This window comes from Streptomyces sp. MP131-18 (assembly GCF_001984575.1).
Classification (GTDB): Bacteria; Actinomycetota; Actinomycetes; order Streptomycetales; family Streptomycetaceae; genus Streptomyces; species Streptomyces johnsoniae.
In genome coordinates this window covers 5,029,882-5,048,407 of record NZ_LZNS01000001.1, presented here as the reverse complement: position 1 = coordinate 5,048,407, position 18,526 = coordinate 5,029,882, and the positions used below count along the sequence as shown (strand labels likewise).

Genomic DNA, 18,526 nt, shown 5'->3' with positions numbered 1-18,526 from the left:
CCGTTCCGGACTGGTGGCATTTCAGGTAGCGTCAGTGGCATGAATGAGCCCACCAATAAGTACTCGATCACCATGCCACGCAACATCGCGGAGGCCGCCCGCGCCCGCAGCGGCCCCTCCGGCCTGTCCGCCTACGTTGCGGCAGCCGTGGCCCGCCAGATCGAACGCGACAATCTCGACGAGCTCATCTCCGTCGCGGAGGCCGAGCACGGCCCCATCACGGAAGAGGAGATCCAGTCCCTGAGGGACCGGCTCCAGGACGCCCGCCGACAGCAGACGCAGACCGGGACGAACGCCGCGTGACGCCTTCCCTCCCCACCTCGGGGGGCACCCTCGTCGTCGACAGCGAAGGACTGAGCAAAGCGGTCCTGCGCGATCGCGAGGTGACCGGGTGGCTCGCTGTGGCGCAGGCCGACGACATGCGCGTGGTCACCAGCGCGGCCACGCTGGTGGAAGTGGTCCATCCCAGGACCAACCGACCGGCCCTGGAATGGACCCTGTCGCGCATCATTGTCGAGCCGGTCAGCGAGCCCATCGCCCGCCACGCCGCGGCCCTGCTCGCCGGCGCCGGGCTGCACGGTCACAAGTACGCCATCGACGCGATCCTTTGCGCCACCGCCCTCGCGGCGCCGGGGCCCGTCACCGCACTCACCTCCGACCCGGAGGATCTCACCGCACTGTGCGGCGGGCGGGTCACCGTCATCAAAGTCTGACCTGGCCGGTCAGCCGGGCAGCCGACCGTCCTTGACCGCCGTCACGAAGCCGGACCCGGGCCGGGGCCCGAACGCGAGTATCGCCCCACCCCGCACCTTGGAGTCCCGCACCGGCACCACCGGCATCCGGGACGGACCTTCACGGCCTGTTCCGGCGCATGCGCGGCACCCATCGCCTGAACGTGCCGATCACCGGCCCCGGCCGACCGGACGTCGGCGACCTCCCGGCGGAAACGGGGCAGGAATTCCGGGTCTTGCGCCCCCCGTTCCGCCGGGCCCGCGTCGGCGCACGATGCGGCAGGGGCCCACGCGGGACGGAGCGCACGGACCGGGAGGCTCGCCGTTCGCCCCGCCTTACCCCCGGCGGGGCGTGCGGCGGGCGGGCTTCAGTGGACGCAGAGACAGAACGGGTGCCCGGCCGGGTCGGCGTAGACCCGCCAGTCGCGTCGGCCGCCGTCGTCGCCTTCGAGGAGCCTCGCGCCCAGACGCAGCACCTCGGCCTCCGCCGCGTCCAGCCGCTCCCGCGGGACATCGAGGTCCAGGTGGAACTGCTGCGGCATCTCGGTGCCCGGCCACTGCGGCGGCCGGTGGCCGGGGGACTCCTGGAACGCGAGCTGCCGCCCGTGCGGCCCGATCAGCTCGATCCACTCCCCCTCGCCCTCGATCCGCCAGTCCAGCACGGCCGCGTAGAACTCGGCCAGCTCCCGGGGACTACGACAGTCGAGAACGGTTACTCCCATCGTGGCGACAGCCATGACGCACCTCTTCCTCCGAGCGGCGTTACCCCTATCCGAGTCCTTCGGGTAACGGTTACCTCATGATGGCGGCTTGCCAGTAACGTTGCAAGCGTGGGAGAGCGAACGACGCCGAGCGGGCTCGTCCTCGTCGAGACGCTGGTCAACACCTTCGACGTGACAGCCGGACGCGACGCGCTGGCCACGCCGGACGGGCTCGAAGTGCTGATGCGCGCCGCGGACGTCGCGCTGACCGCGGACGACATGCCCGCCGTCGTGCGCCTGCGCGAGGCGCTGCGCGCCGCGTGCGCCGCGCACACCGGGCGCGCGATGCCGCCCCGTTCGGCCGCCGACCTGACAGACCTGCTCGCCGACGCTCCGCTGACGCTCCACGTCGACGGCGCCACGGGCAACGCCACGCTGCACCCCGCGGCCGGGCTGACCGGTGCGCGGGCGCTGACCGCCCGGCTCGCGGCGACGATCGCCGCCGCCGAGGCCGACGGCACCTGGCGGCGGCTCAAGGCGTGCGAGGCGGAGAACTGCCGCTGGGCGTACTACGACCACAGCCCGGCGGGGCGGCGCCGCTGGTGTTCGATGCAGCTGTGCGGCGCACGTTCAAAGATGCGCGCCTACCGCGCGAAACGGCGCACCACCTGAGCGGCCTGGGCGGAGGCCGCCGCATCGTGGGCCGCGCACCGGGGCGCTCGTCAGGCACACCCCGGGACCGCTGCCGCGGAGGTCACCTCTCACCAAGGCCGCCCCGGGGTCATCAGGTCAGAAAGACCGGCCGTGCCCGTGCTTCATTCGGCTGACAGACCGGCGCGAGACCGTAGCCGGTGGAAGATCTCGCCGAGCTGAGCCACCTCATTCGCGGTGAGCGCGTCGAACACCAGGCGCCGTACGGCGCGTACGTGGCCGGGCGCGGCACGCTCGATGGCCGTCCGCCCCGTCTCGGTGATGCGGACGAAGGCGCCACGGCCGTCGTCCACGCACCCAAGTCGGGACACCAGACCCCGTTTCTCCATCCGCGCGACGTGGTGGGACACCCGACTGCGCTCCCACTGCAACGCTGCCGCCAGGTCGGATACCCGAATGCGCCCTTCGACGGAGTCGGTCAGCACGACGAGCACTTGGTAGTCCGGGCTGGACAGCCCGGCGTCGGCCTGCATCTCGCGGTTGAGCGTTGCCAGAAGCTCCGCGTCGAGGCCCATCCATTGCCGCCACATGTACTGCTCATCGTCGCTCAGCCACGGATCGTCGTTCGTCATAGCCACCCGGGCAGTCTAGCAGGGTACGTGACACGTCATGTATGGTCCGTGTCATGTAGGTGACGCGTCACAAACATGGCGGCACCTCCAGCCCTCGACGCCGAGGGCGGCGTGAGACACGACGTTCCGACAACGCACAAACCACCTATAGGGGTTGATCTCAATGGCCGACTCGAAAGTGGTGCTCATCACCGGAGCGAGCAGTGGCATCGGGCATGCCACCGCACTGCGGCTCGCCGGCCAGGGGCACCACGTCGTCCTCGGCGCCCGCCGTACTGATCGCCTCACCGCGCTGGCCGAAGCGATTCGGGACACGGGCGGCAGCGCTGACACGCACCGCCTCGACGTCACCGACCCGAAAAATGTCACCACCTTCGTCGACAGCGCTGTGGAACGGCACAGCCGGATCGACGTCCTCATCAACAACGCCGGGGTCGGCCCCCTGTCGCGGCTGGACTCGTTACTGACCGACGAGTGGAATCACACGATCGACGTCAACATCCGCGGCCTGCTGCACGGCATCGCTGCGGCATTGCCCCACTTCCAGCGCCACGGCGCCGGCCACTTCGTCACCATCGCCTCCGTCGGAGCCCATGAGGTCATGCCCACGGGCGCCGTCTACTGCGCCACCAAGTACGCCGCCTGGGCCATCACCGAGGGCCTGCGCCTGGAACTCGACCCCGGCATCCGCGTCACCACGGTCTCTCCGGGGATCGTCGAGTCCGAGATCGCCGACTCGATCACCGACCCGGACACCCGAGAAGCCATACACGCCTTCCGGGAATCGCCCATCTCCGCCGACGCGATCGCAGCAGCCGTCTCCTACGCCATCGGACAACCGCCCGACGTCGACGTCAACGAACTCGTCATCCGCCCGGTCGGACAGCGATAGCGCTCACGGAAGGGCAAGACCGGCAACCGTTCCGCCCGGCCCTGTGCCCGGCAGGCGACCCGCCCGACGTACCCGCGCCACCACATTCGCCCCCCTCTTCGAGGAGCTCACGTCATGACAACCGCACTCGGACTCGGCCTCCCGCAGAACCATCAGTACGACGTCGGCAGGGACGTGCCCGACGTGGCACGCGCTGCCGAGCGGATCGGATACGAGAGCCTGTGGGCCTACGAACGGGCCCTCTTCCCCGAACCCGCGACCCAGGGCCTGTTCGGCATTCCCGATGTGCCCTGGCCCGACGACTACCGTTCCGTGGCCGAGCCGCTGGTCACGCTGTCCCTGGCGGCCGCGGTCACCGAGCGGGTCCGGCTGGGCACGTCCGTCCTGGTGGCGCCGCTGCATGGGCCGTTCCAGCTCGCCAGGTCCCTCGCCACGCTGGACGCGGCGAGCGGCGGCCGGGTGGTCGCGGGCTTCGGCTCGGGGTGGTCCCTCGACGAGTACGCGGCCGCGGGCGTCCGGCCCTTCGAGGAGCGCGGCAAGGTGCTGGACGAGGTGATCAAGGTATGCCGGGCGGTGTGGGGGCCGGACCCGGTGACCTTCGAGGGCGAGATAACCCGGATCGCGTCGGCCGTGGTCGGCCCCAAGCCCGCCCGGCCGGTCCCGATCCTGCTGGCCGCGGGGAACAAGCAGGCCCAGCGCAGGCTCGTCGACCACGCCGACGGCTGGCTGCCGCTGGCCATGGGCGCCGAGCAGACTGCCGCACAGTGGCGCGAACTTCGGGAACTGGCGGCCGAACGCGGGCGCACCAGGCCGATCCGGACGGTGCTGCGGGCGAACGCCAGGTACACCCCCAAGCCGTACGAGGGCCGCGACCGCGCCCTTTTCCAGGGCGACGCCGAGCAGATCGTCGAAGACCTGGTCGCGCACGCCGGGATCGGCTTCGAGGAAATCCTCATCGACCTCCAGCAGGGCACGCGCGACGCCGAGGAGTTGAAGGACGTCGCCGCCGGAGTGTACGAGAAGGCGCGTGCGGCCGGGGTGTGAACGCCGCCCGGTCCAGCAGGTGCAGCGGTCTCACCGTTCAGCCAGGTCCTCGTCCGTGATGGGGCGGACCGGGCGGCACGGGACTCCGACCGCGACGGTCATGGGGGGAATATCGCGGCTGACGACGCTGCCGGCGCCGATGACCGATCCGTAGCCGATGCGGACGCCGGGGAGAACGACCACGTTGCTGCCGATCCAGACCTTGTCCTCGATCACGATGGGTTCCGAGAACCGCCCGAAGTCCACGCGCCGCGCGGGGTGCACCGGGTGTCCGGTCGTGGTGAGGGTCACGCTGGGCGCGATCATGACGCCATTGCCTATGCGGATGTCCACGTCATCGACGAATGTGAGGTTCACGTTCCCGAAGAAGTCGTCACCGATGTGGACATTGCTTCCGAACCCGGCGTGAAACGGAGGCAGCAGCACCGTGCGTTCGCCGACCGCGCCGAATATGGCAACGAGCAGCGACCGCCGCTTTTCCGTTTCGCCCGGTGGTGTGTGGTTGTACTCGAAGATCTGCTCGGTGCGGCGTCGAGGGGCCTGGAAGGCTGCTTCCGATTCGGTGTAGACGAGCCCTTTGCTGATGCGGGCCAGGACTTCTTCCTCATGACCTTGCGACACGGCACTACGCTCCGTTCATCAAGCCCCTCGTCGAGCACGGGCGCGACGCGCTCCCCGTCGACCGCGCGCGTGCGAAAGCCTACGTGCGCCGCGCGGTTGCCCTGATTGTTTTTCCGGCCCGCTCACGCTCCGCCGGTGGTGACCTCCGCCGTTTCGACGGCCATGCCGGCCATGCCCCACTGGTCGAGGAGCGCGCCGTACGTGCCGTCGTCGATCATTTCCTGGAGCGCCTGCCGGAGGGCGTCGCGCAGGGGCGGGTCGGCGAGGGTCACCGCGAAGCCGACCGGCTCGGGGTCCAACCGGTCGCCGGTGATGACCAGTTCGTCGCCGGCGGCGTCCTGGAGGGGGCCGATCGCGGCGGAGTGGCTGACGTACAGGGCGTCGGCCTCGCCGGTGCGGACGGCTTCCGCCAGGGCCTCGGCCGTCCCGTGCCGGGAGACGTCGACGGGGGTGGTGCAGTCGGCGCTGTGCCGGGCTATCGCGTCCTCGGCCTCAAGCGAACTCCACGTGGCGACCGTCCGGCCGCACAGATCGTCGAAACCGCCGACGCCGCCCGCGGCTCCGGCGGGAACCATCAGAACGTGGCTCTCCTCGAAGTAGGGGATGAATTCGAGGTTCGCGGATTCTGTCTGCGAGGTGGCGTCGCTGGGCATCGCGGTCATGGCGATGATGCCGCTGGGGTCGGGGCTGTTGGCCAGGTAGCCGAGAAGGGTGCCGTAGTCGACGCGCTGGAAGCGGAATTCGATGCCGAGCCGTTCGCCGAGGGCGGCGGTGAGGTCCGGTTCGAATCCGGTCAACTCGTCGGCGGACTCCGGGGACATGAGGGGCAGGGAGTACGTTCCCGAACGCACCGTGACCTCGCCCGATTCCTGGATCTCGGGTGGCAGCAGGTCGTACAGGGGTGCCTGCGCGTCGGCCCCGCCCTGGTCGTCGGCGGGGGTCTGTTCGCCGTCATCGGGTGCCGTGTCCCGCGGCGCGGAGGTCCCGTCCGTCGGCGCCTCGCCGGCCTCCGGATCGTTCTCCGTACCCGATTCCCGGGTCAGCAGCACGACCAGGGAGGCGACGAGCGCGACGGCCACCGCCACGGCGCCCACCGCGAGGGCCCGCCTGGCCGCGGCGCCCGGGGCCTGGGCCGGGGCCGGGGCCGGGGCCTGACTCGGCGGCGGGGGCGGGACCGCGGTGACGGTGGGGAGTCCGGCGGGCGGCGGGGAGGCGGGCGGCGGCGGTGCCGCGGCCCCGCCCACCTGGGTGGGGACCGGGCCGTCCAGATCGAGGAGGCTCGCCGCCTGCCGCCCGAGTCGCGCGGTCAGCGCGGGCGGCAGCCACAGTTCGCCGTCCGGCCCGGCCGTGCCCGCCGACCGGGCGGTGGCGGCCTCGGCCAGCTCCTCGACGGTGGGCCGCGCGGCCGGGTCCTTCGCGAGGCACCGCAGGACGAGTGAGCGCAGGGACCCGGCCAGAGGACCGGCGTCCGGCCCGAGTTCGGGATCTTCGTGCAGCACGCGGTACAGCACGGTGTGCACCGCGGGCTCTCCGGCGACGAACGGTGAGGTGCCGGTGGCGGCGAAGGCGAGCACGGCGCCCAGGGCGAACACGTCGACCGCGCCGGTGACTTCCTCGCCCCGGATCTGCTCGGGCGGCATGTAGCCCGGCGAACCGATCATCGAACCGGTGCGCGTGACCAGGCTGGCGTCCACCGCGCGGGCGATGCCGAAGTCGATGACCTTCGGGCCCTCCAGGGTGATCAGCACGTTCGACGGTTTGAGGTCGCGGTGCACCAGGCCGACGCGGTGGATGTCCCGGAGCGCCTGGGCGAGTCCGGCGGCCAGGGTCCACAGCGACTCCTCCGGCAGCGGGCCGTGGGCGGCGGCGACCACCTCGTGGAGCGAGGGCCCGGGGATGTAACCGGTGGCGATCCAGGGCACCGCGGACTCGGTGTCGCTGCCGAGGACCGGGGCGGTCCAACTCCCGCTGACCCGTTCCGCGGTGGCGACCTCGCGCCGGAAACGGCGCCGGAATTCCGGGTCTTCCGCCAGTTCGGCGTGGATGAGCTTGACCGCGGCGGTGCGGCCGTTGGGCGATCGCCCAAGGAAGACCTGGCCCATGCCGCCGGCCCCGAGGCGGCCCAGGACACGGTACGGGCCGACGCGGGACGGATCACCCGGGCGAAGAGACTCCACGCTTTCCCCACTTCGTTCTGCGCGCAACGGCCATTGCGCCTGCCGGGAAGACTACAAGCGGATCATCACGAAATGGGAGGTCAGGCGGGCCCGACTGAACGGCCCGGTCGGCCGATGAGTCCCCGGCCGGGGCCGACCGGGCTCCGCGCGGGCCTCATCGGCCGACCGGGCAGGGCTTTCCCAGGTGCTCCCGGTACGCGAGGGCGGTGGCCATCAGCCCGTCGAGCGCGTCTCTGGTCCGCACGAGCTCGGCGATGTGTGCGGTGAGCCGGTCGCGCTCCTGCGCCATCCGCTCCAGCGCGGAGTCGGAGTTCTCCGCGCTGGGCGCGTCGACGCAGGGCAGCAGCTCGATGATGGTGCGGCTGGACAGGCCCGCGGCGTACATCCGCTGGATGAACGCGACCCGTTCGACCGCGCTGTCCGTGTAGTGCCGCTGCCCGCTGGGGCTGCGGGTGCTGCTGAGCAGCCCCTGCTCCTCGTAGTAGCGCACGGACCGGACGCTGACTCCGGCCCGTGACGCGAGCTCGCCGATCCGCACGAGACCTCCCGGTTGTGTCCTGCGCCACAGCAACTTGCCTCTGACGTCAATGTGAGGTTTTAGCTTAGCGGCGTGCCCGACATCCGGGCGCCGCGGACCGCGAAGGAGCCCCTCGTGACGACCCTTTTCACCAGCTACCGGTTCGGCGGCCTGACGCTGCCCAACCGGGTGGTCATGGCCCCGATGACCCGGGTCAGGGCCGCCGCCGGCGGTCTGGCGACGCCGTCCATGGCGGCCTACTACGCCCAGCGGGCCACGGCCGGGCTGATCGTGAGCGAGGGCGTGCAGCCGAGCGAGATCGGGCAGTCCAACCCAGGCACGCCCGGACTGCACACCGACGAGCAGGTCGCCGCGTGGCGGCCCGTGACCGAGGCCGTGCACGCCAACGGCGGACGGATCTTCGCCCAGATCATGCACGGCGGCCGGGTCTCGCACCCCGACACCACCGGCCGGCAGCCTGTCGGGCCTTCGGCCGTCCCCGCCGTCGGCGACGTGTTCACCCCGACCGGGCCCCAGCCGGCCCCGATGCCGCGCGCCCTGGACACCGCCGAAGTGCCCGAGCACGCGCGGTCGTACGCCGAGGCCGCGCGCCGCGCCATCGACGCCGGGTTCGACGGCGTGGAACTGCACGGCGCGAACGGCTACCTGATCTCCCAGTTCCTCTCCTCCAACGCCAACCTGCGCACGGACCGCTACGGCGGCCAGGTCGCCAACCGGATCAGGTTCGCCGTCGAGGCCACCGCCGCCGTCGTCGAAGCCGTCGGCGGGGCCAGGACCGGCATCCGGCTCTCCCCGGGCGGCGAGTTCTGGGGCGTCCGCGAGACCGACGTTCCCCAGCTCTACACCGCGCTGCTGACCGAGCTGGCCGCCCTCGACCTGGCCTACGTTCACCTCGAAGGCACCGCCGACGAAGACCTGCTGGTCGCCCTGCGGCGGACGTGGCCGGGCACCCTCGTCATGAACCCGACGCTGCCGATGGGGCCCAAGCAGACCGGGCGGGACGACGCGGACCACTGGCTCGGTCTCGGCGCCGACCTCATCAGCTTCGGCCGCGCCTTCCTCGCCAACCCCGACCTGGTCGAACGGCTGCGCGGCGGACTCCCGATCGCCCCCGCCGACGAGGCCACGTACTACGAGGGCGGCGACGCGGGCTACCTGACCTACCCCACCCACCAGTACGCGGCCTGAGCCCGGTTCATCGGCGGCGAGCCACCGGCCGCCCCGCCCGCGTACTGGTCACGGCCTGATCAGCGTGCGCGGTGGAGTGGCCGGAAGCCGTCACGTCGGGTGCCGGGCGAGGGAGCGCACCAGGAGCGTGACGAGCTCGCGCGGGGTCGGCGTCTCCGGGTCCTTCCGGAGATGACCGGAGAGGGACAGGTCGACCGCGCCGTGGCACAGGGCGCGCAGCAGGGCGGCGGTCTGTTGGGGGGTGCCCGCGAAGGCGCCCTCGCGGTGCGCCGCGACGACGGGTGCGTTCATCGCGGCGGTGGCCGCGGCGGCGGCGCGGCCGAGCTCGTCGTGGGGGTGGTTCCACGGGCCGAAGATGAGCTTGAAACGCGCGGGATGGCGCTGGGCCCACACCAGGTAGGCGACGGCCATGGCCTCCACGGCGGACCTGCCCGAGTCACAGCCGCGGGCCGCGGCCCCGAGTTGGGCCGCCAGTTCGTGCAGCTCGGCGGCGGCCACCGAGGCGAGCAGGTCCTGCTTGTCGGCGAAGTGCTTGTACGGGGCGTTGTGGGACACATCGGCACGCCGCCCCACCTCGCGGAGCGTGACCGCGGCCGGGCCGCCCTCGTCGACGAGCTGGGTGGCCGCGTGGATCAGTCTCTCTCGCGTGGTGCTCACCGGCTTCAGCGTAGTGCGGAAGGGGGCAATCGTGAGCCCGAGTTGACGCTGTCAACCCCTCGGCCTAGGGTGGCCCCAATCACTGGTTGACATCGTCAACCCGTCAACCGGTCAACCCACGATCCGATTCCCGAGGGGCATCCATGCGCAGGAACCGCACCTGAGTCATCGCCGCGCTGGCGGCGGTGGCCGCGACGTTTTCCCTGACCGCGGCGGCCACCGCCGACACCGGCCCGTCCGATCCCGGGATGCCCGCGATGTCACAGGCCGCCCAGGCGCTCGGCGGGAAGGCGTCGGAACGGCTGACCGAACGGTGGACGCGGCAGTATCTCGACGCACTGGAACGGCAGGACCTGGCAGCACTCGGCGACCGGATGAGGGCGGACGTCACGGTGACGCAGCCGATCACCTTCTCCGGAAACCAGGAGCCGGACGCGGTCTTCGAGGGCAAGGAGGCGGTCACCGGCTACCTCACCGGCCTGTTCGGGATGATGGAGACGATCGACTTCGTCGACGAGCAGATCACCGTCGCCGCCGGGGGCGGCTCGTCCTTCGTGCAGGCGAACGGGGACTTCACCACCCGCGAAGGGGACGCGTACCGGAACGTCTACGTGCTGCACTTCACGTTCGACCGGCACGGCAGTGTGGTCGCGGTGAACGAGTACGCCAATCCGCTCACCTACTGCCAGACCTTCCCGGAAGCGGCGGTCTGCTGACCGCCCGGGCGAGCGTCCGCAGGCGCACCGGCGGAACAGGGGGCCGGCAGTGCGAGGGTGCGGCGCCCCAGCGGAGGTGCGGCGCCTACCGCGCCACGCCGCGCCCGCCCGGAGCCGTTCGTACACTCGTACCGATGGTGCTTCCCGCGGCGCTCCCGTCCCCGCTCGTGCCGGTGTCCGACCCGGAGCTGGCCCGGGCCGGTGTCGAGCTGCGGCTGAAGCGGGACGACCTCATCGACCCGCGCGTCTCCGGGAACAAGTGGCGCAAGCTGGTGCCCAATCTGAAGGCAGCCCTCGACGGGGGTCATACGCGCCTGCTGACGTTCGGCGGCGCCTGGTCGCACCACGTCCATGCGGTCGCCGCCGCAGCGGCGGCCTGCGGGGTGGCCAGCGTCGGCGTCATCCGGGGGGACGAGCTGGCCGACGCCCCGCGGAACTGGTCACTGGCCGAGGCCGAACGGAACGGCATGGAGCTGGCGTTCACCGACCGCCGTGCCTACCGCGACACGCTCCGCACGCTGGACGATCCGGCGACCCGCCGCCGCCTCGAACGGCGCTGGGGGCGCGCTTACGTGCTTCCCGAGGGCGGCTCCAACGCCCTGGCCGCGCACGGCACCGCGGCGCTGGTCGCGGAGCTGCCCGGCCTCGGGCCGCGCGACCTCGTCTGCTGCCCGGTCGGCACCGGCGGCACGCTCGCCGGGATAGCCGCGGCGCTCCCGGCGGGCGCGCGGGCCTGGGGCGTCGCGGTCCTGAAGGGCGCCGCCGGGTACCTGGAGGACGAGGTCACGCGCCTGCACCGTTCCGGCTGGGGCCGGACGTTCCCCAACTGGCACATCAGTCACACGCACCACGCCGGCGGCTACGCCCGGCTGCCGGCCGCGCTCACCGCGTTCGCCCGCGCCTTCGAGGAACGCCACGGCCTGGCCGTCGAGCCGCGCTACGTGGCCAAGATGCTGCACTGCATCTACGACACCGCGCCCGCGCTGCCGCGCGGCACCCGCGTCACCGCCGTGATCACCGGCCGGCCGCACCAACCCGCGATCGCGTAGTCGTCAGCGCAGCCCGCTGAGCAGCAGTGGCAGGGCGGTGTGCAGACCCCGTTCGCCGTACGCCGGGTGGTGCGTGCCGGGGTGGAAGTCGGCGGTGACCGGCACGCCGAGGGCGCGCAGCCGGTCGTGCAGGGAACGGTTCAGCGTGCGGATGACGACCTCCGCGGGGTCGAACGGGCTGTCCGGATCGAGCGCCCCCGGGTGCCCGTCGCCGCTGGAGAGGAACACGGCCGTGTGCCGCAGCCGCGGCGCGAGCGCGAACGGATCGTGCGCGCGCCACACGTCGCCCTGCTCCCGCGGGTCGCCCCACAGCGCCGCCAGGCTGCCGCCGTGGCCCTCCTCCAGCTGCGGCCACGTCGACTCGACGAAGTCCGGGTGCAGCAGGTGAACGGGGCCGCTGAAGCTCGCCGCCGCCCGGAACATGCCGGGCCGCCGCGCCGCGTAGGACACGGCGCCGAATCCGCCCATCGAAAGGCCGGCGGCGGCGCGGGCCCGGCCGGCGCCGTAGTCCCGTTCGAGCAGCGGGCGCAGCTCGTCCAGGTGGAACGTCTCCCACGCGGGCGGGCCGCCGGCCCCGCCGTTCCACCAGTCGGTGTAGAAGCCGACGCGGCCTGCCTCGGGCATCACCACGAGGACGTCGCGCAGCTCCTGGATCTCCTGGATATCGGTCTCCAGGGTCCACATGCGGTAGGTCAACGGCTCGAACCCGCCGTGCAGCACGTACAGAACGGGCCAGCGGCGGTGCGTTCCCCTGTCCCACCAGCCGTCGGGGGTGAGCAGGCGGACCTTCGCGGGGAAGCCGAGGGCCGGGGAGTCGAGGGTGAGGTCGAGCAGGCGCTCGCCGACCCGTTCCTCGCCGATGACGGACCCCGGCGGGGCGCCGCGGGCCGGGCCGGCGGGGGCGAGGAGGGCCGCCGCGGCGGCCGGGAGGCCGGCGGCCAGCAGCGTGCGGCGGCGCACCGCGGGCAGAGGGCGTGAACGGGACAAGGGGCGGTCGGGCATGGCGGCTCCGCTTCTTCGGTCCTCGCCGCGGCCCCCGTGGCCACGACCGGTTGGACGCTACGGAGCGCCGCGGCGCACGGCATCCGCCCGGCGGAGTCGGCCGCTACCCCGCACGGAGTACCCCGGCGGTCAGGCCGCGCCCGTCAAGCCGCCGGCCCGGCCGTCGGCCCGGCCGCCGCGCCGAAGAGGGGCAGGCAGGGTTCGAGGCCGCTGACCGTCACGGGCACCTCCAGCGCGCGGGCCGCCGCCGCCCACCGCTCGCGCGGCAGGCGCAGGCGGATCTCCGTCGCCGGACGGCCGCGGATCGCGAAGCGCTGCACCCCGTCCCGCTCGTACCCGAGCTTCTCCGAGACCCGGAGCGACGCCGCGTTGTGGTCGAACGCCCCCGAGACCGCCTCGACCGCGCCGAGCCCGGCGAACGCCAGGTGCAGCACCGCGGCCCGCATCTCCGTGCCGATGCCGAGCCCCTGATACCGCCGGCCCAGCCACGAACCGGTGCCGACCTGCCGCAGCACCGCGAAGTGCTCCGCGGACACGTCCTGGAGGCCGACCGCGCGGCCCTCGGCGAAGACGGCCAGGTGCAGCGCCCAGTTCTCCGGAGTCCAGTCGGCCCGGCGCAGCCAGTGGTGCTGGAGGACGGAGCGGGCCCGTTCGGCCGGGGGCTGATCCGTCCACGGCACCAGGAACGGCATCTCCTCCGGCGGGTGCAGTCCCTCCGCCGCGAGGTCGGCGAGCGCGGCCAGTTCCTCGGGATCGGGCAGGCGCAGTTCCAGGCGCGGAGTGGTCACACGGAGTCCGAGAAGCGGCCAGTGGTCGATCAGCATGCGTCATTGTGGGGCGGACGCGCGACCACGGGCATCCCGTTTTCCGTGGCCGCGCGCCGCCCGTCCGGCGGGGCCTCAGTTCACGGTCGCCGAGAACGAGTCGACGCCGAGCCCCGCGCCGCCCTCCCACGGCTCGAACCCGGCCTGGATGCTGGTCAGGTACCAGTCGTTGCCCGCCATCCCGCGGCTGACGGTCTCGTCGATGAAGTCCTTCACGTCGAAGCTCCAGCTGCTGATCGCCGAGGGCGCGACGAACGAGATGACGTCGTTCGAGCCGTTGCTGCCCGTCCACACCTCCCAGTTGCGCCCGCCGACATCGGCCGTCCCGACCTGCGAGCCGATGGGCTGGATCGGTCCGACGCGGTTGAACCAGATCATGATCTCGGTCTGGTTCACGCCGTCCGTCTTCGGCGTCGGGTCGAGCCAGATGTCGTACGAGGCGTTGTACACCGCGTTGCTCGCGCCGTAGTTGTACGCGATGCTGCTCTGCGCGCTGTTGATCGAGTTGATCTGGGCGGGCAGGTTCGTGTTCGGCGAGCAGTTCGTGTAGTGACAGCCGTTGAACATCGAGGGGTAGGACTTGGGCGCGCCATTGGTCGGGGCGCTGCCGTCCGCCTGCGTGATCTGGAAGCCGGAGCCGGTCACGTTGATGCACTGGGTCGCGCTGCTGCCCCAGCGGTTGTTCTGCGCCACGTACTGGCCGACGACCGAGGTGCCGAATGGTTCGCAGATTTGAACGTCCGCCTGTGCGGCGGGGGTGGCGGTGGCCACGGCGGTCAGGGTTCCGGCGGCGACGGCCAGCGCGGTCGCTCCGGCGCGCATACGCGATGTCATGCTGCTCCTCCCATGGTGCGAAACAGTGAGGGGAGCGCTCCCAAGGCTGTTACACCGGCGGACTCTAGGGGGGAAACCGTTCCGCTGGCAAGGTCACGGACAGATCTCGGCGGGCCTCAGTCCGCACTCCGGTCCGCATTCCGGCGGCGCCCGAGCATCCGGTTCGCCAGCCAGACGCAGGCCCACAGCGCGAGCCCGATGAGCATGAGCCAGCCCGCGATCCGGTAGTCGTCGGCCGGCCGCCCGGCCAGCGGGCCCGCGAGATAGACGCACAGCACCGCGCCGATGACGGGCAGCGCGGTCGGGGCGCGGAAGTGCCGGTGCTCGACCCGGTCACGCCGCAGCACGAGCACCGCAACGTTGACGACTGCGAACACGCAGAGCAGCAGGAGCGAGGTGGTGCCGCCCAGCGCACCGAGGTCGGCGTAGCCGATGAGGAGGAACGCGAGCAGCGTGGTGAACGTGATGGCGACCCACGGCGTCCTGCGGCGCGGGAGGATGCGGCCGAGCGGCGCGGGCAGGGCGCGTTCCCTGGACATGCCGTACAGCAGGCGGCTGGCCATCAGCATGTTGATCAGGGCGGAGTTCGACACCGCGAACATGGTGATCCACGCGAAGAGGTCGAGCGGGAAGCCGGGCGCGCCCGCCTCGACGACCTTCAGCAGCGGCGTCTCGCCCTCGCCCAGGTCGCTCGGCGCCACCAGGGTGACGCTCGCGATGGCGACGAGCACGTAGACCACGCCGGTGATGGTGAGGCCGATGAGCATCATGCGCGGGAAGATGCGCACCGGGTCCTTGGTCTCCTCGGCCATGTTCACCGAGTCCTCGAAGCCGACCATGGCGAAGAACGCCAGCGCGGTCGCCGCGGTGACGGCGCCGAAGGCCGTTTCGCCGCCGGTGGTGTCGAACTCCCCGACCCGCGAGAACTCGCCGTCGCCCTGGAGGACCGCCCACGCGCCGATCGCGATGACGATCATGAGACCGGTCACCTCGACGATGGTGAGAACGACGTTCGTCTTGACGCTCTCGCCGACGCCGCGGAGGTTGATCAGGCTGATGCCCGCCATGAACGCGAGCGCGATGATCATGGTGGCGCGGGCGTGGTCGCCGTCGACGTCGAGGGCGGACAGCAGGTTCGCGGCGAACGCCTTCGACGCGCTCGACGCGGACGTCAGCCCTGAGCACATGACCGCGAAGGTGACGATGAACGTCAGGAAGTGGATGCCGAACGCCCGGTTGGTGTATGCGGCGGCACCGCCCGCCCTGGGGTACTTGGTGACCAGTTCCAGATAGCTGGTCGCGGTCAGCATGGCCACGACGAAGGCCAGCAGGAACGGCAGCCACACGGCGCCGCCGACCTCGGCGGCCACCTTGCCGGTGAGCGCGTAGACGCCGGTCCCGAGGATGTCGCCGACGATGAACAGCAGGAGCAGCCCGGGGCCGATCACCCGCTTGAGTTCGGTGCCGCCTTCGGCGTCGCCCGTGCCCGCCGCGGTCCGTTTGCCTTCGGTTCCTGAGCTGTCCGGCATGGGAGAACGATTGCCGGAACCGACCGGACCAAACCGAAGTGGCCGCCTATGCCGTCGGGCGGCCCAGCGCGCGGTACGTCCAGTTCGCCTTGCGCCACAGCGCCGGGTCGAGCGTGTTGCGGCCGTCCAGAACGTGCCGTTCGGACACGACCTCCGCCAGGGCCGCCGGGTCGATCTCGCGGAACTCGCGCCACTCGGTCAGGTGCAGCACGGCGTGCGCCCCCTGCGCCGCGTCGACCACGTCCGCGGCGTAGCGGAGGGTCGGGAAGATCCGCCGCGCATTGTCCATGGCCTTCGGGTCGTACACGGTGACCTCGGCGCCCTGGAGGTGGAGCTGCCCGGCGATATTGAGCGCCGGCGAGTCACGGACGTCGTCGGAGTCCGGCTTGAACGCGGCCCCGAGGACGGCGATGCGCTTGCCGAGCAGGGAGCCGCCCAGCGTCTCCCGGGTCAGCTCGACCATGAACACGCGGCGCCGCATGTTGATCGCGTCGATCTCCCGCAGGAACGACAACGCCTCCGCGGCCCCCAGCTCGCCGGCGCGGGCCATGAAGGCGCGGATGTCCTTGGGCAGGCAGCCGCCGCCGAAGCCGATCCCGGCCCGCAGGAACTTCCGCCCGATACGGTCGTCGTGCCCCAGCGCCTCCGCCAGTTTCACCACGTCGCCACCGGCGGTCTCGCAGACCTCCGCCATGGCGTTGATGAACGAGATCTTCGTCGAGAGGAACGCGTTCGCCGCCGTCTTCACCAGCTCGGCGGTCGGCAGGTCGGTGAGGATGAACGGGGTGCCCTCGGCGAGCGGCCGCGCGTAGATCTCGCGCAGCAGCGCCTCGGCCCGCTCACCGGCCCCGGTCCCCGTTCCGGCCCCGGTCCCCGTTCCGCCGTGCATTCCCTGCGCGCCGTGCACTCCGGCGACGATGCGGTCCGGCCGCAGCGTGTCCTCGACGGCGAAACCCTCGCGCAGGAACTCCGGGTTCCACGCCAGCTCGGCCGCCTCGCCCGCCGGGGCGAGCTCGGCGACCCGCCGCGCGAGCCGGGCGGCGCTGCCCACCGGCACGGTGGACTTGCCGACGACGAGCGCCGGCCGGGTCAGATGCGGCGCGAGCGCGTCCACGGCGCTGTCGACGTAACTCATGTCGCAGGCGTACTCGCCTGGCTTCTGCGGGGTATTGACGCAGATGAAGTGCACGTCGCCGAACTCGGCGATCTCGGCGAAGGAGGTGGTGAACGACAGGCGCCCGGAGGAGCCGGGCAGACCGGCGACGTGCCGGCGGAGCAGGTCCTCAAGCCCCGGCTCGTAGATCGGCGTCTCGCCACGGGCGAGCGCCTGCGTCTTCTCGGGGACGATGTCGAGGCCCAGCACCTCGAATCCCAGCTCCGCCATGGCGGCGGCGTGGGTCGCGCCGAGATATCCGAGACCGATCACGGTGATCTTCGGGGACATGTGGACGAGCATAGTCCGAAGGCTGTCGGGAAGCTCACGTACCCGTGCCCGTACCCGTCCCCGTACCGCGGCCCTAGGATTACATGTTACTTAACAGTCGTTAGCAGCGTCGCTTGCAGGGAGTGAGACACGTGGCAGGAGCCGCAGACTTCGACCTCTACCGCCCGGCGGAGGAGCACGACATGCTCCGCGCATCGGTCCGCGCACTGGCCGAGGCGAAGATCGCCCCGCACGCGGCCGAGGTGGACGAGGAGGGCCGTTTCCCGCAGGAGGCCCTGGACGCACTGGTCGGCAACGACCTGCACGCCGTTCACGTCCCCGAGGAGTACGGCGGGGCGGGCGCGGACGCGCTGGCGACGGTCATCGTGATCGAGGAGGTCGCCCGGGTGTGCGCCTCCTCCTCGCTCATCCCCGCGGTCAACAAGCTCGGCTCGCTGCCCGTGATGCTGTCCGGCTCACCGGAGTTGCAGGCCACGTACCTGACGCCGCTGGCCAAGGGCGACGCGATGTTCTCGTACTGCCTGTCCGAGCCGGACGCGGGCTCCGACGCCGGTGGCATGAAGACGCGCGCGGTACGGGACGGCGACCACTACGTGCTCAACGGCGTGAAACGGTGGATCACCAACGCGGGCGTCAGCCAGTACTACACGGTGATGGCCGTCACCGACCCCGAGAAGCGGACGCGCGGCGGGATCTCGGCGTTCGTGGTGGAAAAGGACGACGAGGGCGTGTCGTTCGGGGCGCCGGAGAAGAAGCTCGGCATCAAGGGCTCCCCGACGCGCGAGGTGTACCTCGACAACGTGCGCATCCCGGCCGGCCGCATGCTCGGCGAGGAAGGCACCGGCTTCGCCACGGCGATGCGCACCCTGGACCACACGCGCATCACCATCGCCGCCCAGGCCCTCGGCATCGCGCAGGGCGCGCTCGACTACGCCAAGGAGTACGTGCGGGAGCGCAAGCAGTTCGGCAAGCCGGTGGGCGACTTCCAGGGCGTGCAGTTCATGCTGGCCGACATGGCGATGAAACTCGCGGCGGCCCGCGAGCTGACCTACACGGCGGCGGCCAAGTCCCAGCGGAACGACGGCGACCTGACGTTCTTCGGCGCGGCGGCGAAGTGCTACGCCTCGGACGCGGCGATGGAGATCACCACCGACGCGGTCCAACTCCTCGGCGGCTACGGCTACACGCGGGACTACCCGGTGGAGCGGATGATGCGGGACGCGAAGATCACGCAGATCTACGAGGGCACGAACCAGGTCCAGCGCATCGTGATGGCCCGGAATCTCCCGTAGCGCG

The 18,526-nt window shown here is 71.7% G+C and carries 19 protein-coding genes and 2 pseudogenes; 9 read left to right on the top strand and 12 right to left on the bottom strand.

Translation table 11 applies throughout. The annotated features are described in order from the left end of the window. Positions 1 to 39 precede the first annotated feature (39 nt). Entirely contained in the window at positions 40 to 303 is a 264-nt protein-coding gene (locus STBA_RS22960; protein WP_077061047.1) for a CopG family transcriptional regulator, read from the top strand. Continuing rightward, positions 300 to 713 (top strand): PIN domain-containing protein, encoded by a 414-nt coding sequence (locus STBA_RS22955; RefSeq protein WP_077061046.1) that lies wholly within the window; start codon positions 300 to 302, stop codon positions 711 to 713. Before STBA_RS22960 ends, STBA_RS22955 begins: the two co-directional genes overlap by 4 nt. Positions 714 to 722: 9 nt before the next feature. Here STBA_RS22955 and STBA_RS37950 read toward each other — a convergent pair. After that, positions 723 to 890 (bottom strand): annotated as a pseudogene (locus tag STBA_RS37950) (DUF397 domain-containing protein); the annotation flags it as partial. A gap of 209 nt (positions 891 to 1,099) precedes the next feature. Then, positions 1,100 to 1,468: a VOC family protein gene (locus STBA_RS22945; RefSeq protein ID WP_077061045.1), complete on the bottom strand. Its 369-nt coding sequence runs from the start codon at positions 1,466 to 1,468 to the stop codon at positions 1,100 to 1,102. Positions 1,469 to 1,561: 93 nt separating this feature from the next. Here STBA_RS22945 and STBA_RS22940 point away from each other — a divergent pair, with 93 nt between their 5' ends. Next, on the top strand, positions 1,562 to 2,104 hold the full coding sequence (locus STBA_RS22940; RefSeq protein WP_077061044.1) for a CGNR zinc finger domain-containing protein: 543 nt from the start codon (positions 1,562 to 1,564) through the stop codon (positions 2,102 to 2,104). 143 nt (positions 2,105 to 2,247) lie between these two features. Here STBA_RS22940 and STBA_RS22935 read toward each other — a convergent pair whose 3' ends face one another. Continuing rightward, positions 2,248 to 2,715 (bottom strand): MarR family transcriptional regulator, encoded by a 468-nt coding sequence (locus STBA_RS22935; protein ID WP_077061043.1) that lies wholly within the window; start codon positions 2,713 to 2,715, stop codon positions 2,248 to 2,250. 163 nt (positions 2,716 to 2,878) lie between these two features. Here STBA_RS22935 and STBA_RS22930 point away from each other — a divergent pair, with 163 nt between their 5' ends. After that, positions 2,879 to 3,607 (top strand): SDR family oxidoreductase, encoded by a 729-nt coding sequence (locus STBA_RS22930; RefSeq protein ID WP_077061042.1) that lies wholly within the window; start codon positions 2,879 to 2,881, stop codon positions 3,605 to 3,607. 114 nt (positions 3,608 to 3,721) lie between these two features. Next, positions 3,722 to 4,651, top strand: coding sequence for an LLM class F420-dependent oxidoreductase (locus STBA_RS22925; protein WP_077061041.1), 930 nt, complete (start codon positions 3,722 to 3,724; stop codon positions 4,649 to 4,651). A 30-nt stretch (positions 4,652 to 4,681) separates the two neighbouring features. Here STBA_RS22925 and STBA_RS22920 read toward each other — a convergent pair whose 3' ends face one another. The 3 genes from STBA_RS22920 to STBA_RS22910 all read right to left on the bottom strand — a co-directional run bounded on the left by STBA_RS22920 (position 4,682) and on the right by STBA_RS22910 (position 7,987). Next, a complete protein-coding gene (locus tag STBA_RS22920; RefSeq protein WP_077061040.1) occupies positions 4,682 to 5,272 on the bottom strand; it encodes a sugar O-acetyltransferase in 591 nt (196 codons plus the stop codon). Positions 5,273 to 5,394: 122 nt separating this feature from the next. Further along, entirely contained in the window at positions 5,395 to 7,449 is a 2,055-nt protein-coding gene (locus STBA_RS22915) for a serine/threonine-protein kinase (RefSeq protein ID WP_077061039.1), read from the bottom strand. Positions 7,450 to 7,603: 154 nt separating this feature from the next. Next, positions 7,604 to 7,987, bottom strand: a complete 384-nt coding sequence (locus STBA_RS22910; RefSeq protein ID WP_077061038.1) for a MerR family transcriptional regulator — start codon at positions 7,985 to 7,987, stop codon at positions 7,604 to 7,606. Positions 7,988 to 8,101: 114 nt separating this feature from the next. Here STBA_RS22910 and STBA_RS22905 point away from each other — a divergent pair, with 114 nt between their 5' ends. Continuing rightward, complete coding sequence (locus STBA_RS22905; RefSeq protein WP_077063524.1) at positions 8,102 to 9,175, top strand: alkene reductase; 1,074 nt, start codon at positions 8,102 to 8,104, stop codon at positions 9,173 to 9,175. A 90-nt stretch (positions 9,176 to 9,265) separates the two neighbouring features. On the opposite strand, the gene STBA_RS22900 is transcribed toward STBA_RS22905, so the two are convergent. Beyond that, on the bottom strand, positions 9,266 to 9,832 hold the full coding sequence (locus tag STBA_RS22900; protein ID WP_077061037.1) for a TetR/AcrR family transcriptional regulator: 567 nt from the start codon (positions 9,830 to 9,832) through the stop codon (positions 9,266 to 9,268). 185 nt (positions 9,833 to 10,017) lie between these two features. Between STBA_RS22900 and STBA_RS22895 the strand changes: the two genes are divergently transcribed. Continuing rightward, complete coding sequence (locus STBA_RS22895; protein ID WP_077061036.1) at positions 10,018 to 10,548, top strand: nuclear transport factor 2 family protein; 531 nt, start codon at positions 10,018 to 10,020, stop codon at positions 10,546 to 10,548. Between the two features lie 134 nt (positions 10,549 to 10,682). After that, on the top strand, positions 10,683 to 11,597 hold the full coding sequence (locus STBA_RS22890; RefSeq protein WP_077061035.1) for a pyridoxal-phosphate dependent enzyme: 915 nt from the start codon (positions 10,683 to 10,685) through the stop codon (positions 11,595 to 11,597). 3 nt (positions 11,598 to 11,600) lie between these two features. Here STBA_RS22890 and STBA_RS22885 read toward each other — a convergent pair whose 3' ends face one another. From STBA_RS22885 to STBA_RS22865, 5 genes and pseudogenes are all read right to left on the bottom strand, one after another. Then, a complete protein-coding gene (locus STBA_RS22885) occupies positions 11,601 to 12,599 on the bottom strand; it encodes an alpha/beta hydrolase family protein (protein ID WP_077061034.1) in 999 nt (332 codons plus the stop codon). A 143-nt stretch (positions 12,600 to 12,742) separates the two neighbouring features. Beyond that, positions 12,743 to 13,387: a GNAT family protein gene (locus tag STBA_RS22880; RefSeq protein ID WP_366510860.1), complete on the bottom strand. Its 645-nt coding sequence runs from the start codon at positions 13,385 to 13,387 to the stop codon at positions 12,743 to 12,745. 114 nt (positions 13,388 to 13,501) lie between these two features. Continuing rightward, positions 13,502 to 14,257, bottom strand: a pseudogene (locus STBA_RS22875) (glycosyl hydrolase family 5); the annotation flags it as partial. 116 nt (positions 14,258 to 14,373) lie between these two features. Next, complete coding sequence (locus tag STBA_RS22870) at positions 14,374 to 15,786, bottom strand: APC family permease (protein ID WP_077061032.1); 1,413 nt, start codon at positions 15,784 to 15,786, stop codon at positions 14,374 to 14,376. Between the two features lie 46 nt (positions 15,787 to 15,832). Next, positions 15,833 to 17,230, bottom strand: coding sequence for a UDP-glucose/GDP-mannose dehydrogenase family protein (locus STBA_RS22865; protein WP_077063523.1), 1,398 nt, complete (start codon positions 17,228 to 17,230; stop codon positions 15,833 to 15,835). 131 nt (positions 17,231 to 17,361) lie between these two features. On the opposite strand from STBA_RS22865, the gene STBA_RS22860 reads away from it, so the two are divergent. Beyond that, on the top strand, positions 17,362 to 18,522 hold the full coding sequence (locus STBA_RS22860) for an acyl-CoA dehydrogenase family protein (protein ID WP_077061031.1): 1,161 nt from the start codon (positions 17,362 to 17,364) through the stop codon (positions 18,520 to 18,522). Positions 18,523 to 18,526: the final 4 nt, after the last annotated feature.